Origin of the sequence: Rhizobium sp. AN73, from assembly GCF_030757975.1 — a bacterium.
Classification (GTDB): Bacteria; Pseudomonadota; Alphaproteobacteria; order Rhizobiales; family Rhizobiaceae; genus Agrobacterium; species Agrobacterium arsenijevicii.
The window spans coordinates 2048908-2064921 of the sequence record NZ_JARWME010000002.1; the positions used below are offsets into that span (position 1 = coordinate 2048908).

Consider the following 16014-nt stretch of genomic DNA (forward strand, 5'->3'; position numbering starts at 1 on the left):
TGTTAACCATATATGGCACAAATTTTTTGTGTAAAAATTTCAGAAATCCGAAAAAATCGCTTGCAGCGCCTTTTTTAGGGCTTTCTCTCGCCATATTTCAGATTGCGAGTCCTGCACCCTACGAAAACAATTAAAGGTTGTTATCCGTCGCAGAAATTTTTCGCGTTGACGGTCCATTTCCCGTAACCTGTGGCCACCAGATTGGCGATCACCCGGCAGACATATTTCTTCTGCGCCGGGTCGTTATTCGGGCCGGCATGGTAGCGGGCGACCGCCATGGTCCAGGTTTCATGCCTGTTGTGAAGATTGCGCAAAAACATGGCGGCATATTCGACATTGCGGCGTGGATCGAACATTTCACGCGCAGATGTGAAGTTTTCGCCGTGGAAATAATGGTTTATCTGCATGCATCCGAGGTCGATCAGCTTGGCGCCGTTGCGTTTCGCTGCCTCGAAAGTGGAGAGCGCCTCCTCCGTGGATGCGGCAAATACCGGTTTTCCCTCAATATTCATGGCATTGGGGTCGAGCCGACCCTTGCGGCCGGTCTCCGTCAGGCCAACGGAATAGAGAATCCCCTCCGGCACGCCGTATTTACGGGCGGCAGACTGGATTTCCCTTTCACAGACACCTGACGTTGCCGAAGCAGAGGCGTTTTCAGAGGTAGACGCCATTATCAGCAGAAGTGCGGGCAGAGCCAAGAGCGCCGTCCATGCCTTCATTATGCACCCCCAAATTATCACCATTGCCTTGCCGTCCGCCGCGTGCGCCGGACTCGTCACGGTTGCGCCCCGCTGCCGCCTGCTGGCCCTGCTGCTGCGCCTGCTGATTTTGCTGATTGTTGGCTTGTGTGCCCGTTTGGTCACTCTTATCGGAAGAAGCAATGCTGATCGTGATGTTATCGACGGTCAAACCCTGCGCCTTGAGGCCTTCTAGGATGCTCTTGCTGTCTTGCTGGATCTTTTTATAGGCCGCCACGCTCTCCACTGTCATGTGAACGGCCAGCTCATCACCCGCCAGACGCAGCGACATCGTCACCGATCCTAGCTCGATTGGCGTCATGTGCAGCTTCAGCGTATGGACGACCTTACCGGTGCTGCTCTGAGCCGCCTCGTTGGACAGCGACGAGCCGGGCTGCATGGCGCTTACCCATTCCGGATCATTGGCGATAAGGCCGGTCAGGGCCGAAGCGTTGGACGAAGGCGCCAGGCCAATGAACCGCCGTGAATCGAGAACCGTGATGGTATCGGTCGCCTTTCCGCTGCTTTCCCGGGCATCGAACTCGACACGACCGTCACGCTGAACCGTGCTCATATCGAGAGCTCGGGCCGTGCCGGAACGCGGAGAGGAGAAGCGGAATGATGAGGCATCGCCCTCGTTGCCCGATCCGGACCCAGCGTCACTGCCGGCTAGCTCCGTCCGTGCAGGCATGTCTTTTGGCGAAGGTTCGGCCTTGCCCCTGACAGTTTCAAGCTTGTCGGACTTCGCATCGGCCTTGCCGGCAATCGCCTGCGCAATTTCCTCAAGCGGCGTCTTGGCTGTCACGATATCGCCGACATTGGCCGTGAGCGTCTGCAGCTCCGCCAGCTTCGGATCGATCGCATCCGCCGCCGTCCCGTTGTCCTTGTCGGCGTCGTCCTTGACCTTTTTGCCGGTCTTGCCGTTTTCAAGCGACGTCCGCGCCGTCTTCACCGCGTTCTGAAGCTCGGCCACAGCCTCGTGACCATGACCTTCTCCGGAATGGTCCTTGACGATCACATTCAGGAAGCTCGGGGGCCGCTTGACCGGCACATCCGTCTTTTCCGCGTCGTCATCCGGCTGTGCATGCTGTTCCTCAGCCGATCCTGCCTCCTGCTGATGCCGCGAATGCGGCGCCTGCGGCGGACGCTCGTCCCTGACCGTGGCGAGGGTATCGCCGAAACTTCCGCCTTTGGCGTCGTCCTTCACGCTGGCGCTGCCGGCGCGCGGATCGTTATATGGCGCATTCACTATCGCGTTAATGGTTCCGTCGATCATGGTGCCCCCTCGCCTTTCTTTAACAGGCTGTCGATTTCATCGAGCGTGCTGCGGCCACTCGTCACGAGTTGCCGGACGTTCTCGCCCTGTTCGTCAGCCTTGTGGTTTTCAACTCGCCATATGCTCTTCGTCTCGGCGCTGGCCGCCTCATTCGCGGGCACGCCCTGCTTGCCATCCTGCTCCACCGTGGCGGCAACATCGGCGCCAGGCTGCAAGGAAGGAGGACGAACCACCTGGTCGGCGATCGTCCTTGCCGCATCCCGCAAGGCCCTGTCCCGATCCGAAAGCTGGGCTTCCGGAATTTTCCCGATTGTTTCAATCGCGCTCACCACGTCGGGCGTGCCGATATTGGAGAGGCTTTCATAGAGATTTGCCTGCACTTCCGGCTGATCCGGCATGTCGGGCGACAGGGCTTTCGCTTTCAGCGCCGCCATGCGCGCCAACGAATCCTTGCCGCTGATCGCCGCCAGACGGGAGAGGCGCAGATAGGCTTCCTTCTGCCTCTCCGTGTCCATCATCGCGAATGTTTCCTGTATCGTCTCGTCGCTGACGGAATCGACGCGCTTGACCACCAGCGAGACCAGAAGATCCGCGAACTGGCTGGCATAGGGAGAATGCAGGAAGCGCCGCGCGTAACGCTGCGCATATTCGATGCCGCGTCCCGCATCGCCGTCTTCAACGGCGATCGCCAGCGAACGGCGCAGTGCAGCCTCCTCCACGATGGTGCCGGGCGCTTCCAGCCGGGCTATATCGTAGAAACCGAGGGCAGCCAGCGGATCGCGCGGGATCGTCACATTGCCGCCGATCAGTGCAAGATAGGCGCCAATCCGCTTGCCGCGATATTCGGGCACCATGGCCGCGATGCTCTGGGCGACCAGCGTTCCCTTGCCGGAGAGATATTTGCGCAGGATATCGGCGACGCGGCTGTCGAAATTGCCATCCACATCACGCGCGACCAGCAATTCGAGCGTCGCCGGATTGCCGCCGCTCATCGCATAGATAAGTGCCGCATCGACATTGCGCGGATCCTTGAAGATCGCCGACGGCGCGCTTTTAAGCCGCTCGTCGATCGTCTGGAGCAGAAACCGCTGCATTTCACTCGCCGAGTGATCTCCCATGGTGACCGAATCCTGCACGAACTGCAGGGAACGCAACATGGCATAGGGCATGAGGTTTTCTTGCGATTGCGAGAAAACCTTCACCGGCTCGGCACCGAGACCGCAAAGTGTCGCCGCAAGAAAAAGCCAACGTTTCGAGGATTTCGTCACATTCACCCCCGATCGGCCTCAAGCAGAATTTCGATACGGCGGTTCGCATTCGCGAGGGGGTCTGCCGGCACCTGCAATCTGCGATCCGCAAAACCCGAAACCTGTTTCACCCGCTCTTCGGACAAACCACCGCGAACCAGCATGTAATAGGCGCTATGCGCGCGATCCATGGAAAGCCGCCAATTGTCATTGGCCTGGCCCTTGAACTGCCGACCATCGGTATGGCCGCGGATCACCACGCTGCCGCCCCGCTGCTGAAGCAATTTGCCGATCTTTTCCATTGCCAGGACCATTTCGCCCCTTGGCACGGCCGATCCGACATTGAACATCGGTGTTTCCGTCTGGTCGGAAATGGTAAGCAGCAATCCACCTTCGGCAGGCATTACCACCAGACCTTCGGCGAGCTTGCCGGTAATTCCGGATATCTGCTTCTCGATCTCTTCGCGCAGCTCTTCAGCCTCCGCCTTCTGTGCAGCGGTACCCTGCTGCTGCTCTGGCTGCGTCCGTGCAAGCGCTGCCTGCTCGGCGGCACCCGGCCGCTGTTGCGGCACCACGGCGGCGACTTCGATATTCTTGCCGTGATCCGTGTTATCGGCCGGCTGCTGAGACGATCTCACCGCAACCGCCTCGTTGTCCTTGGCGGCGTCCTGCTGCTTGCTCTCGGCGGACTGCTGCGGCTCAGCCGGATTTTGCTGCTGGTCCGCGCGGGTGATCTTTACCTGCTGGGTCCAGAAATCGGGATCGAAGGGATCGCGGTAAGCTTCGCCGCCGCTGGCGCCCGTCGCCGGGCCGGAATCGGCCGCGCCGCCCTCACCCTTGGCACTGACATTGGCCTGCTGCCCGACCTGCTGGGCGATTTCCGCCAGCACAGAATAGGGATTCTCGAAAAAGTCCGCTTCGGAGAAGTTCGACTGCTCGCCGGTCTGGGAGGTCAGATCCTCACCCGTCGCCGCGGCCGAGCCTTGGGTGACCTTTTCCGCCTTTATATTGGACTGGTCTTTCTTCTGGACGCCCTCTTCCTTGTCCACCGGCTTTTCCAGCCCCTTGGACGAAGGTTTCTCATCGGACAGCTTTATCGGATTGAAATAGCTGGCGACCGAGGCCTTGGTTTCCTCGTTCGCGGCATTGACCAGCCACATCACGAGGAAAAACGCCATCATGGCCGTCATGAAATCGGCATAGGCGATCTTCCACGCGCCGCCATGGGCGCCTTCGTGCCCGCCCTTGTGGCGTTTGACGATGATTATCTCGTTTTTGCCGTGGTGGTGATTTTCGCCTTCACTCATTTCATCACCTTCCGCAGACTGGATGCCCAGGCGGACATACGCGTGACGAACACGCTTTCGCCCAACTCAACGGAAAGGTCGATGTCCGCAGTCTCGGTAAATTTCATCGTCTCTTCTTCAAAGCCCGGCTGTATCTTCAGCTGCTCAAACAAATCTTTCGGGCCTTTCACGACAAGCGTAACGGCCTCGCCATCCGGCATGGAAGCGCGAACGACATCCGCCAGCGCCGAAACCGCCTTCAGCGACAGCTCCTCGGTCAGAACCGGAGCAAGAATATTGGCGGTCTGTTCGCTGAGATTGGTCGCGATCGCATCGATGCCCTCGCGCAACCGCAGCGACAGGAAAACGGCAATTTCTTCCAGATAGACGGAACGTAAGCCTTCCAGCTCGGCGGCGTGGGCGGCAAGCAGCTCTTCGCGCTCGGCCTGCATCTTCTCCGTGATCTCGCGGGTCGCATCCTCGTGGCCACGGGCATAGGCCGCCTGTTTTTCGCCTTCCACGTCGAGGGTCTCGAATTCATCGAAACCGGTCGCGACATCGCCAAAACCGGAAATACCCTCGGCATCCGCCAATGGATCGCCGAACGCCAGTCCTGCGGGCTGAACGTCACCGAAATCCTTGAGATATCTTGCAATGGACGCGCTCATGCCCGCCCCCGGCAAAACAGGCCAAAGGGGCAAGACATGTTTCGTTGCCTGCGATCAAAGCCGTTTGGCGGCACCACCGTCATCCTTGCTACCCTGCCCGTCTCTTCCATTGTTCGGGCCGGATCACGCCATGCGATCCACCCGATATTGCCCCGACGTTAGGTGTTCAAACTTGTGCGAGGATGAAGGCGGGGCCCGTTTGAGAAACCTTGCGGCCAACTCACCCGTACCCGCCGGACCGAAACCGGTTTACTTGAAGAGCTGAAGAATGTTTTGCGCGTTGGCATTGGCGATCGAGAGAGCCTGGATGCCGAGCTGCTGCTGCGTCTGCAACGCCTTCAGCCTGGTTGATTCCTCGTTCATATCCGCATCGACCAGACGGCCGATGCCCTTGTCGATCACATCCATCAGGCTCGAAACGAAGTTTTCCTGCATGTTGATGCGGCTCTGCAAGGAACCGAGGCTGGAGGCCGTGCTGGTCATGGCTTCCAGCTGCTTGTCGACGAAACTCATCATCACATCGATGGCGTCGGAAGCGGTGTAGTTCGTGGTGCCGCCGGAAAAACCGCTCATGGCGGCCGCCACGACATCGAGATTGCCGAGATCGAGCGTGGAGACGGACAAACCCAGGGATCTGGCGACGGAGGTCGGCGCGCCGGTCGTGTCATAGAACCAATCGTTGCTGCCCGTGTCCCGATAGGCTGCCGCGACGGTGGTGCCGCCGCCCGAAGGGTTGGTGGCCGTCACCTTGACCCAGGTATTCTCGGCCAAACGGAGATAGTTCACCGTGCCATTGCTGTAGACGCTCGGGTCGGCATTCGTATCCGGCGTCGCCGCATTCAGCGTGCCGATTTCCGCGTCCGTCAATTTCTTGACGACGTAACCCGCATTGGTAGTCACGCCGGCTGTCGTCGATGTTTGGGTGATCTGTTGTTCCGTCTTCGCGACAAAAACGGCGCTCTTGTCCAGAATACCGAGTTTTCCGCCGCTGAGGTCGAAAAGCACGGCACTGCCGTCCAGCACATAGTCAACCGTGGTGACGCCGACATTGCCCGAACCGGTGCGCGTGAAGGACGCGACGACCTTTTTGGTGATGGGTTCTACAACCGGCGGCGTGCCACCATTGCTGATGCTGGCCTGCAGCCAGTTCTCGCCGGAGAAGGAGGCAGATTCCGACGTGCTCTTCAGCTGTTCCTGAAGCTGCTTGATTTCGTCCTGGATCTTGCCGCGGTCAGCCCCGACGCCATAGGCGGCGACAAGCTTTTCCTTGATTTTCTTGACGACCTCGATCGAGTTCGCAAGGGCGTCATAGGCCGTGTCGACCTTGGCGGCGCCCAACCCCAATGCATCCTGCACCGCCGAAAGCGCCGCATTGTCGGAGCGCATGGTCGTGGAGATAGACCAGTAGGCGGCATTATCCGCTGCTGTTTCGACACGGTAGCCGGACGACACGCGCGCCTGCGTCGTCTCAAGATTCTTGTCGATCATGCGCAGGGTTTGCAGCGCGGCCATCGCCGCCGCATTGGTCAAGATGCTGGTCATTGGGTCCACCCAATTGGTACTGTCAGGAAAAATCCGGCGCTACGCCGAAAACGAGCAGGGGCATCATGCGCATCGGCGATGGCAAAGAGAGCCAGCGCGACCTGCCGTTCGTTAACAAATCGTTAACTTGATAGGTACCAAACAACAACGCTGATTTGCAAGGCGTTCCTTGGCTTCAAAGACCGGTTTTGCATAAACCGGCACGCTTCAGGCAAGGTCGGGCGAAAAATCGCCCAGATAAAGCCGTTGCGCCCGCAATTTCGGCAGGCGCAACGGAAAATAGCTGAAAATATCAGGTGGTCTGGATCAGGCCGCTTCGCCCTGACGAGCCGGCACGAATCGGGCAGCCATCAGGCTCCGACGAAGGAACTCGGTGTTCTCGTCCGGATTTTCCGAAGGGTTCTGAAACGAAACATGATTGATCTCGACCGCCGCATGTTCGTTGGCCAGAATCAATCGTGCATAAACCGTGGCGCCCTGCGGTTTGAGTTCAAGATCGAGAACGATCTCCGGCGAGCCTTCCCATTCGAGCTTGTATTCGCCACCCGCGCCGAAGTTGATGGTGCCGGGATGATAATAAAGCTCCGCAGCCGACGACACGAGGTCGGCAATGCTGCCATTACACTCGAACCTGAGCAACGAAATCAGGTCGGCCGGATCGAGCAGGCGCAGTTCGGTGGCTATCGGGTTGATCGCCTCTGCGACGATCATTTCCCGCTTTTCAGAATAGGCGGATTTTTTCATTGGTTTTATTGAACCCGTATTTTCGATGACTTCATGGCGTAAACCCGATGAACGAGCTCAGCCACAGCCTTGTAAAAAGCTGGTGGAATCACACTATCTATCGAGACTTGCGCAAACATGGAGCGTGCGAGCGGCGGGTCTTCAAAAACGGGGATATTATTTTTTTCCGCAATCTCGCGGATTTTCAATGCGATAAGGTCCTGACCCTTGGCAACGACGATCGGCGCGTCACCTTCTTCGCGAACGTAACGCAACGCCACCGCAAAGTGTGTCGGGTTGGCAATGACAAGCGTCGCGCGCGGCACATTGTCGATCATGCGGCGGCGGGCACGGTCACGGGCGACCGAACGCTGGCGGGCTTTGACGACCGGGTCGCCCTGCGATTGCTTGTATTCTTCCTTCACCTCATGCTTCGTCATCTTCAGCTGGCTGAACCAATGGTGGCGCGTCCACAAAAGGTCAACGGCGGCAAGCAGCGCGGTCGAGAACAGAATCACGACCATCATTTTTTTGACGACCTCGACGACCTTGACGAAAATGACCTGCGGATCGGAGAACATAAGGTCGATGAGGCTGTAGAAATCGCCGCGCAAAGACAGGAACATGATGATCGAAACGATCAAGATCTTGAACAGCGATTTGCCGAATTCCACAAAACCCTGTTTGCTGTAGATGCGGCCGAACCCCTTTGCGGGCGAGATGCGCGACCATTGCGGACGCACCCTCTCAAGCACCGGCGACGGCAGGTTCTGGAAAAACGAGGAGGCAAGGCCGAAAACGATGAACATGATCATGGCCGGCATCAGCAGATAGGCCATGGATGTGCCGAGAAAATAAAGCAGCGACAGGGCGTCCGGCCGGGTGCTGAGGTTCCATTGGTCGGGCTGGCCGAACAGGTCCTTCAGCGTTACGCCGAGACGACCGGCGCTTTCAGGCAAAAAGAAAACCAGATAGCAATAAAAGGCGAGTGACGAAGCAAAGATCGGCACTTCGCGAGAAAAGGGAAGATTGCCCTTCTCGGCCGCATCACGGAGTTTTTTCTCCGTGGGGTCTTCTGTTTTACTGTCCTTGTCCTGATCGTCTGCCAAGGCACGTTCCCGGGATCAAAAAAAGGCCCGCCGATCGCGGCAGGCCGTCATCCCGAAACTAGCGCCCGAGGCCGGCCATCGCAATGGCCGGCTCTGCCCGTGAGGTGGGTTATCAACCGGCTTCCGCTCAGGCGGCGGCCGATTGTTCCTCCGTGGCGGCTTCCTTCAGCTGGATCTGGCCGGAATTGGCCAGGCGGATTGCTTCCTGCGCCACGGCGCGGCGTGCGATCGCCACTTCGCGGGTGTTGATGGAAGCCTGCGGCACTGCGAGATCCGATTCGATCATGCGGCGCTGGCGCGGGCTGATGCTGGACAGCACGCATTCCTTGATTTCCATGGTTGCGCCACGCAGCGCCATGGTCAGAACGTCCGCCGAGACATCGTTGAGCAGCAGGACGCGGCTGCGCTGCGGCATGAACATGAGGTCGTCGAAGAGGAAGATCTTCGGCTTGACCTTGTTGGCGGCTTCCTTGCTGAGCGTCTCGAGCGAGCTGAGCAGCGTATCGACCTGCGGCTTGTCCAGTTCGTTCATCAAATCGGCAACCTTCGTGGAACCGCCCGCATTACGCTCGGCTTCGATTTCGTTGATGAGGTTGACCACACGCTTCTCGATGATCTGGGCAGCCGTGGGGCTGACTTCCTTCATGTTCACCGTACGGTTCATGATATCGGCGCGCTGCTCTTCGGGAATGGTCAGAAGAACCTTGGCACCGAAGGACGAAGGCAGCATTGAGAGGATATAGGCGATGGTCTGCGGATGTTCGCGCAGCAGGAACTTGCCGACGAATTCCGGCTCGGCTTCCTGCAGGCGGTCCCAGATCGACGCCTCGTAAGCCTGGAAGGCTGCACGACGGCCGAGAAGACTATCCACCTCCTCAGGCGTCAGACCCTCTTCGAGGATGCTTTCGATCGCCTTGGCATTGTCCATCAGACCCGTTCCTTCCGTGAACAGGTCCTCGAACTCGGCCACGATCTGGGCGAGTTCGTCAGGGGGAATGACACGCAGCGTCTGGGCCGAGGAAATGATCATCTGCAATTCGTGCTGCGTGAAAAACTTCAGCAGCTTGCCGGCAACGCCCTTGCCCATGGCAAGAAGCACCGCGGCCGCCTTGTCGGCCTGAGACAACGGCTTCCCTGCCAGGGGGTTACCGAAATCCTCGAAGTCCATCATGGTCTTTCCTCTCCGTCCCCACAGGGATCAGGCTTTTCTCGTACTCATTACTTCAATCAATTTTACGCCAAAGCGCGTATCATCGTCTTCAAGTACCGTTATTTCACCGCGCGCAATACGGCGGCCATTCACCATGATCTCGACCGGCTCGCCGATCTTGCGGTCAAGCGCGATCGTCGCGCCTTCTTCAAGGCTCATCAGACCCGAGACGAGCATCCGGCTGGTGCCGAGAACGATCTGGACATCGATCGGGATGTCCATGATCAGGTCCATATTGTCGGACAGGCCGCTGCCGAGCGGCGCCTTGATGCCCGCGACCTGTGGCGTGGCCGCGAAATCGTTCATCGCAAAATCGCCCGCTCCGCCACCAAAGGCGGAAAGGTCGCTGTCGGCGGAAGCGTCGTCAACGCTTCCGAAATCCCCGAAGTCGCCAAAATCGGACAGCGAACCTTCCGCATCCGTCTTGAGGACGCCACGCAGATCGCCGATAGCCTGGTCGAGCTCACCGCCATCTTCAAGCGACGGCAGCGCCATATCATCGGTCACAGGTGTTTTCTTCGTAGCCATGCGCTGATTATTCCCTTTGAAACTTGCGTCAGCCTGCCCAGCACCCCAAGAGGGTGGACAGGATTTAACCCATCAAATGTCGCAAGATGTCGTCGTCCGTGCTGACATTGTTCTTTACCCGAACCATGTAGCGGTCGCCGGACTTGCCGAATTCACAATTATAGAGCTTGGAGCCGTTGGCGCTGACCTCGACGCCGATATCGTCCTGCTTCAGATCCTGAAACGGAATGACGTCGCCGGCCACCAGCCTGGAGATCGCCCGCAGGGTCAGCGTTTCGAGCTTGATGCGCGCCTCGAGCGTTACCTGCGATCTCCTCACCTGCTCCGAAATCATATCCACCCATTCCTCCTGCTTCTTCAGCGCCTGGGCTGAAGCCTTGGGAGCGGCGATGGAGGTCTTGAGCAGGGGCCGCTGCGGCACGATGAGCGCGAATTCCGAAGAAACCTTGCCGATATCGATCTTCATGCGGACGGTCACGCCGTAAAGGCCGGCGATCATCTCGTCGAAAGCGCTTTTTCCATTGGCCTTGAACGGCGGGTCGATCGTCGCCTCGAAGCCACCCGGTGCGTTGACACCCGAGCGCAGGACACCCCCGATACGCCCGAGAACCATGGCCGCAAGGTCGAGTTCGATATGGGACAGGCTGCGTTCGTCCGGCTCGCCGATGGTGTCGGCTGCCGCGCCCAGCATGCGCTCCATGAGCGCGATGACGAAGCCGTTGCCGACAGCCATCATGAAATTGGGGCACCAGTTGCGCAGCGAACAATCGGCAACCGAGACATTCTGTCCGAGATTGGCGATGAGATCGGTCATCAGCCCCGATTCGGAGCCGATATATTCGACGTCTATCGCGATACCGGTCTCGCTGTGAAAAATATCAGGCAGGAATTCGCTGTAGAGATGACCGATATCGGAACCGACCTTTGCGATCGTCTTGCGGTCGGAAAGCCCGCCCGTAAGTTTCGCGAGCAGCGAGGTGTCGATGACGGGTGCTCTTTGCTGTGCAGCTTTAGCCATGGTCATGCCGCCTTGTTTTCGCCGCCGGGGTTCATCATCTCCTGTTCGACGGCGTCGATGGACGGCCGCTCGTAGTTGGAAATGGTCTTGCGCCCGTATTCAAGCGCAACCTGCGGCACCGAACCGTTCATGTAAGCGATCAGCGTCTGCTTGACGATGATATAGAGGCGATGCTGCTTGGTGCGGACGATCTTGACCTGCGAAGCGAGCGGGTTGCAGATCGAATAGGACAGGATGATACCGAGCATGGTGCCGACAAGCGCCGCGCCGATGAGGCCGCCCAGCACTTCCGGCGATTCGTTGATCTTGCCCATGGCCTTGATGACGCCGAGAACCGCCGCGACGATACCGATGGCTGGGAAGGAATCGCCCATGGTGGTGATCGCGTGGTAGGGCTTCAGCTTGTCGTGCAGGATGGTTTCGATTTCCTCGTCCATCAGCGCTTCGATTTCGTGGCTGCGGGCGTTACCGATGATGATGAGGCGGACGTAGTCGCAGATGAACGACGTCAGCTCCTTGTTCTTCAGCACCGAGGGCGCGCTCTGGAAGATCGAGGACTCTTCCGGATTGTCGATATGCGCCTCGATCTCGTTGCGCGATTTCGTGCGCAGGTCGCGCATCAGCGAATAAAGCACGCCGAGCACGTCGAGATAGTTGCGCTCCTTCGGAACCGAGTGCTTGAAGGCCTCACCGAGCGCCTTGCCCGAGTCCTTCACGACCTTCATCGGGTTCGCCATGATGAAGCCGCCAAGACCGGCACCGCCGATAATCAACAGTTCGAACGGCTGAATCAGGACGTCCAGATGGCCGCCCATCGCCATGTAGCCGCCGATAATGCAGCCGAAGGTGATTATAAGTCCAATTACAATATTCATTGATCGACCACGCCCGAACAGTGTTCCATGCCGCCATGTCTAGAAAATGTGGCTTGCGTGAACCTGTCCGTCAGGCCTCGTTCGCTCGTTACCGCAGCCAGTTTCGCACAAGCAACCTGCGGCATTATCCCGACAAAGGCGGACGTGCGCCTTGATATCGGGATCAAACGAGAGCGGCGGTTCAGTGACTTCCACCTATACCAGCTACAGACTGATCAGTCAGGACATCGGCAAATCGCTTGAGCGAGTGTCGAAGCAGCCTGATGTGGCACGCGAAACCGAATATTACCGGTCGAAGATCGGCAATGTGAAATCCGTCGACGATTTCATGGCCGATACCCGTCTTTACAATTATGCGCTGAAAGCCCACGGCCTCGAAGACATGGCCTATGCGAAAGCCTTCATCCGCAAGGTGTTGACGGAAGGCACGTCCGACAAGAATGCCTTTGCCAACAAGCTTTCCGACAGCCGTTATGCGGATCTTGCGAAATCGCTCGACTTTGCAAGCCTGGGTGCGGCGGCGACCTCTGCCGAGGCTGCCCAGTCCGGCATCATCAGCAAATACACCCGCCAGACGCTGGAACAGGAGGCGGGTGGCGACAATAACGGTGTCCGGCTCGCTCTTTATTTCGAGCGCAAGGCACCGACGATCAAATCGGGTCTCGATTTTCTGGCCGACGACGCGCTCGCACAGGTGTTTCGCACCGCCTACAACCTGCCCGACGAATTTGCTGCAGCAAGTGTCGACAAACAGGCAGCGCTCATCGAAAAATCCATCAATATCAAGGATCTGCAAAATCCTGAAAAGGTCGGCAAGCTGCTCGAGCGTTTCACCATCATGTGGGAAATGCAGAACCCCTCGACGACCTACGATCCTCTGGCCGTTTTCGGCTCCTCCAGCGGCTACGGTATTTCCCCTGATCTGCTGATCTCCATCAATTCCCTGAAACTCGGAGGCAAATGATATGCAATCCGGACTGTACGTCGCGCTTTCCTCGCAGATCGCGCTGGAGCGTCGTCTCACCACCATTTCCGACAATATGGCGAATGCGAACACGGTCGGATTCCGCGGTTCCGAAGTGAAATTCGACGAAATGGTCGCCAAGAACCACAACTCCATGAATGCCAAGGTGGCGTTCGTGTCGCAGGGCAACGACTATCTTTCCACCCGTCAGGGCGCTTTCGAACAGACCGGCAATTCTTTCGATTTCGCCATCAAGGGCGATGCCTGGTTTGCGCTGGACACGCCCGACGGCCAAATTCTGAGCCGCGACGGCCGTTTCACCATGCGTCCGGACGGAGCGCTCATCTCTTCGAGCGGTTATCCGGTTCTCGATGCCGGCGGCGGTCCCATTCAGCTCAATGCGAATGGCGGTCCGATCACCGTCAGCCTCGATGGCGCTATCAGGCAGAACGACAACATCGTCGCCACGCTCGGCATCTTTCAGGCGGATTTCTCGAAAGGCTTCCTGCGCCACCCAAATAGCGGCGTGAAGCCCGTGGCCACGCCGACACCGGTCGTCAACAATCACGAGGTCGGCGTCGTACAGGGTTATCTCGAGCAGTCGAACGTCAACGGCATTTCCCAGATGACCCAGCTCATCCAGGTCAACCGTGCCTTCGAGAGCATTTCGTCGATGATGCGCGATACCGAATCCACCTTCGGCGATGCCATCAAGACGCTTGGCGGCGCACGTTAAGGAACTGAGCGATGACAATGCCGGAATCCACGCTCACGATTGGCGCGATTTCACCGAAGCTCGCCCAGCTGGCCAGCCTTGCCGGGCACTATGCCGATCCGGAGTTTTCGGTGGCGCCAGGCGGCCATGTCCGCACCATTGCCGCCGGACACTACACGGTTTCCGGCCTGTCGCGGCATGTGAGGCTCGGCGAATTCGTTGCCCATCGCAGCGCGACCGGCATCCATCTCGGCGAAGTGGTGCGTGTGGAACCGGACATCTGTTACGTCTGCCCCATCGAACCGGGCGAGCCTATCGGCATTCACGACACCGTCATCCGCAAGGGCGCCTTCCGCGTTGCGCCTGACGACAGCTGGTGCGGACGCACCATCAATGCGCTTGGCGAGCCCATCGACGGCAAAGGACCGCTTACCTCCGGCACGGAGCGCCGTCCGATTTCCAGCAACGCACCGCCGTCGATGACGCGTAAGCGAGTGGAGACGCCGTTCAAGACCGGCGTCCGGGCAATCGATATTTTCTCGCCGCTGTGCCTTGGCCAGCGTCTCGGCATTTTTGCCGGCTCGGGTGTGGGCAAATCCACGCTGCTGTCGATGCTCGCCAAGGCCGACGCCTTCGACAAGGTCGTCATCGGGCTTGTCGGCGAGCGCGGTCGTGAAGTGCGCGAGTTCATCGAGGATACGATGGGCGAGAACATGGGCAAATCCGTCGCCGTCGTCGCGACCAGCGACGAAAGCCCGATGCTGCGCAAGATGGCTCCGCTTTCGGCCGTCACCATTGCCGAATATTTCCGTGACAGGGGCGACAACGTCCTTCTCATCATCGACAGCGTCACCCGTTTTGCCCATGCCATCCGCGAAGTGGCGGTCGCTTCGGGTGAGCCGCCGGTGGCACGCGGCTATCCGGCCTCGGTCTTCACCGAATTGCCGCGCCTTCTGGAGCGGGCCGGACCCGGCGCCGAGGGCAGCGGCACCATCACCGCCATCGTCTCCATCCTGGTGGACGGCGACAATCACAACGATCCGATTGCCGATTCGACCCGTGGTATTCTCGACGGCCATATCGTGCTGGATCGTAGCCTTGCCGAAGAAGGCCGCTATCCGCCGATCAATCCCTTGGCCTCGATCTCGCGTCTCGCCAAGAAGGCATGGACACCGGATCAGGAAAAGCTGGTGTCGCGCCTGAAAGCGCTGGTGCATCGCTTTGAGGAAACACGGGATCTGCGTCTCATCGGCGGTTATCGGCCCGGCACCGATCCCGATCTCGACATGGCGGTGAAGCAGGTTCCAATCATCTACGAAACGCTGAAACAGCTTCCGAACGAGCCGGTGGCGCAGGACGCCTATGCGGATCTCGCGACGGCGCTGCGTGGTGGAGTGCAGAATAATCAGCCGCAGGTAAACCCGAGAATGAGAGGCTGACCCGTGAAAAAGAAACAGATCGATAAGATCGACAATAACGACGTCGAGGACGTGCAGCCGCAGCCTCCCTTTTTTACGCCCGACCGCATTCTGGCATGGACGGGAATAGGGCTTGCCGCCGCCGCTGCCTTTTTCCCCTGGTACGTGTTCTTCAACGAGGACAAGTTCGGAATGAAGGTGGCGGATGGCGACCGTACGCGCGACCTGCCCCATACCGGCCCGCGGGAAGTCTTCAGCGTTTCGCCGATGGCCATGACCAATCGCAACAAGGAAGACACGCCGCCGCCGGCCGAACTGCCGGACATGCTGATGACGGCGACAGTCAGTGAAAAGGGCAAGGAAAAACAGAACAATCTCGCCGCCGGGCTTGAGGACCAGCCCTTCCCCGGCCAGACCTCCTTCCGCCTGCTGCACGTCGCCAACGGCCGCGCACTGATCGAGGACGGATCGGGCATGTATATGGTGCGGGTCGGCTCCACCTTGCCCGACAATGCGCTTCTGACCAAGATCGAGCAGCGCGGTGGCGAATGGACCATAGAGACCTCGTCCGGGAAAACCTATCGCCCTGAAAAATAGACGGCTTCCACTTTCCATCAAAAAGGCGCGCCCGCATTTGCAGGCGCGCCTTTTTTTGTTTTCGACCGACCGAAACGGCAGTTTTCCCCCGTCTTCCTGCC

The 16014-nt window shown here is 58.9% G+C and carries 16 protein-coding genes; 4 read left to right on the forward strand and 12 right to left on the reverse strand.

The window, feature by feature from the left end:
- Positions 1-140 precede the first annotated feature (140 nt).
- The 12 genes from RBH10_RS20020 to motA form a co-directional block, all read right to left on the reverse strand.
- Positions 141-719 carry a lytic transglycosylase domain-containing protein gene (locus tag RBH10_RS20020; RefSeq protein ID WP_045022073.1) on the reverse strand — a complete coding sequence of 193 codons (579 nt, stop codon included), beginning with the start codon at positions 717-719 and terminating at the stop codon, positions 141-143.
- Positions 655-2013 (reverse strand): flagellar hook-length control protein FliK, encoded by a 1359-nt coding sequence (locus RBH10_RS20025; RefSeq protein ID WP_281039606.1) that lies wholly within the window; start codon positions 2011-2013, stop codon positions 655-657. Before RBH10_RS20025 ends, RBH10_RS20020 begins: the two co-directional genes overlap by 65 nt.
- A complete protein-coding gene (gene motC / locus RBH10_RS20030) occupies positions 2010-3287 on the reverse strand; it encodes a chemotaxis protein MotC (protein WP_306180786.1) in 1278 nt (425 codons plus the stop codon). Before motC ends, RBH10_RS20025 begins: the two co-directional genes overlap by 4 nt.
- Positions 3284-4567, reverse strand: a complete 1284-nt coding sequence (locus RBH10_RS20035; protein ID WP_281039604.1) for a MotB family protein — start codon at positions 4565-4567, stop codon at positions 3284-3286. Before RBH10_RS20035 ends, motC begins: the two co-directional genes overlap by 4 nt.
- Positions 4564-5214: a hypothetical protein gene (locus tag RBH10_RS20040; protein ID WP_281039603.1), complete on the reverse strand. Its 651-nt coding sequence runs from the start codon at positions 5212-5214 to the stop codon at positions 4564-4566. Before RBH10_RS20040 ends, RBH10_RS20035 begins: the two co-directional genes overlap by 4 nt.
- A gap of 249 nt (positions 5215-5463) precedes the next feature.
- On the reverse strand, positions 5464-6756 hold the full coding sequence (locus RBH10_RS20045; RefSeq protein ID WP_281039602.1) for a flagellin: 1293 nt from the start codon (positions 6754-6756) through the stop codon (positions 5464-5466).
- A 306-nt stretch (positions 6757-7062) separates the two neighbouring features.
- The gene (locus tag RBH10_RS20050) at positions 7063-7500 is read right to left on the reverse strand and encodes a hypothetical protein (RefSeq protein WP_045022082.1); all 438 of its coding nucleotides are present in this window, start codon (positions 7498-7500) and stop codon (positions 7063-7065) included.
- A gap of 5 nt (positions 7501-7505) precedes the next feature.
- Positions 7506-8588, reverse strand: a complete 1083-nt coding sequence (flhB, locus tag RBH10_RS20055; RefSeq protein WP_045022084.1) for a flagellar biosynthesis protein FlhB — start codon at positions 8586-8588, stop codon at positions 7506-7508.
- Between the two features lie 127 nt (positions 8589-8715).
- Positions 8716-9759, reverse strand: coding sequence for a flagellar motor switch protein FliG (gene fliG, locus RBH10_RS20060; RefSeq protein ID WP_045022086.1), 1044 nt, complete (start codon positions 9757-9759; stop codon positions 8716-8718).
- A 27-nt stretch (positions 9760-9786) separates the two neighbouring features.
- A complete protein-coding gene (gene fliN / locus RBH10_RS20065) occupies positions 9787-10326 on the reverse strand; it encodes a flagellar motor switch protein FliN (RefSeq protein WP_003515093.1) in 540 nt (179 codons plus the stop codon).
- A gap of 64 nt (positions 10327-10390) precedes the next feature.
- Positions 10391-11350, reverse strand: coding sequence for a FliM/FliN family flagellar motor switch protein (locus RBH10_RS20070; protein WP_281039601.1), 960 nt, complete (start codon positions 11348-11350; stop codon positions 10391-10393).
- Positions 11347-12219, reverse strand: coding sequence for a flagellar motor stator protein MotA (motA, locus tag RBH10_RS20075; RefSeq protein WP_045022095.1), 873 nt, complete (start codon positions 12217-12219; stop codon positions 11347-11349). Before motA ends, RBH10_RS20070 begins: the two co-directional genes overlap by 4 nt.
- Positions 12220-12403: 184 nt before the next feature.
- Between motA and RBH10_RS20080 the strand changes: the two genes are divergently transcribed.
- Genes RBH10_RS20080 through RBH10_RS20095 form a run of 4 tightly spaced genes read left to right on the forward strand, consistent with a single transcriptional unit; the run spans position 12404 to position 15913 of the window.
- Positions 12404-13183 carry a DUF1217 domain-containing protein gene (locus RBH10_RS20080; RefSeq protein ID WP_045022130.1) on the forward strand — a complete coding sequence of 260 codons (780 nt, stop codon included), beginning with the start codon at positions 12404-12406 and terminating at the stop codon, positions 13181-13183.
- Position 13184: 1 nt separating this feature from the next.
- Positions 13185-13919: a flagellar basal-body rod protein FlgF gene (flgF, locus tag RBH10_RS20085; RefSeq protein ID WP_045022097.1), complete on the forward strand. Its 735-nt coding sequence runs from the start codon at positions 13185-13187 to the stop codon at positions 13917-13919.
- Positions 13920-13930: 11 nt separating this feature from the next.
- Complete coding sequence (fliI, locus tag RBH10_RS20090; protein WP_281039600.1) at positions 13931-15337, forward strand: flagellar protein export ATPase FliI; 1407 nt, start codon at positions 13931-13933, stop codon at positions 15335-15337.
- A gap of 3 nt (positions 15338-15340) precedes the next feature.
- On the forward strand, positions 15341-15913 hold the full coding sequence (locus tag RBH10_RS20095) for a hypothetical protein (protein WP_281039599.1): 573 nt from the start codon (positions 15341-15343) through the stop codon (positions 15911-15913).
- Positions 15914-16014: the final 101 nt, after the last annotated feature.

Excerpts from the sequence above, each read along its gene's own strand:
- RBH10_RS20020 (WP_045022073.1), bottom strand. The coding sequence starts at position 719 with ATGAAGGCATGGACGGCGCTCTTGGCTCTGCCCGCACTTCTGCTGATA.
- RBH10_RS20025 (WP_281039606.1), bottom strand. The coding sequence starts at position 2,013 with ATGATCGACGGAACCATTAACGCGATAGTGAATGCGCCATATAACGAT.
- RBH10_RS20035 (WP_281039604.1), bottom strand. The coding sequence starts at position 4,567 with ATGAGTGAAGGCGAAAATCACCACCACGGCAAAAACGAGATAATCATC.
- RBH10_RS20040 (WP_281039603.1), bottom strand. The coding sequence starts at position 5,214 with ATGAGCGCGTCCATTGCAAGATATCTCAAGGATTTCGGTGACGTTCAG.
- RBH10_RS20045 (WP_281039602.1), bottom strand. The coding sequence starts at position 6,756 with ATGACCAGCATCTTGACCAATGCGGCGGCGATGGCCGCGCTGCAAACC.
- RBH10_RS20050 (WP_045022082.1), bottom strand. The coding sequence starts at position 7,500 with ATGAAAAAATCCGCCTATTCTGAAAAGCGGGAAATGATCGTCGCAGAG.
- fliG (WP_045022086.1), bottom strand. The coding sequence starts at position 9,759 with ATGATGGACTTCGAGGATTTCGGTAACCCCCTGGCAGGGAAGCCGTTG.
- fliN (WP_003515093.1), bottom strand. The coding sequence starts at position 10,326 with ATGGCTACGAAGAAAACACCTGTGACCGATGATATGGCGCTGCCGTCG.
- RBH10_RS20070 (WP_281039601.1), bottom strand. The coding sequence starts at position 11,350 with ATGACCATGGCTAAAGCTGCACAGCAAAGAGCACCCGTCATCGACACC.
- motA (WP_045022095.1), bottom strand. The coding sequence starts at position 12,219 with ATGAATATTGTAATTGGACTTATAATCACCTTCGGCTGCATTATCGGC.
- flgF (WP_045022097.1), top strand. The coding sequence starts at position 13,185 with ATGCAATCCGGACTGTACGTCGCGCTTTCCTCGCAGATCGCGCTGGAG.
- fliI (WP_281039600.1), top strand. The coding sequence starts at position 13,931 with ATGACAATGCCGGAATCCACGCTCACGATTGGCGCGATTTCACCGAAG.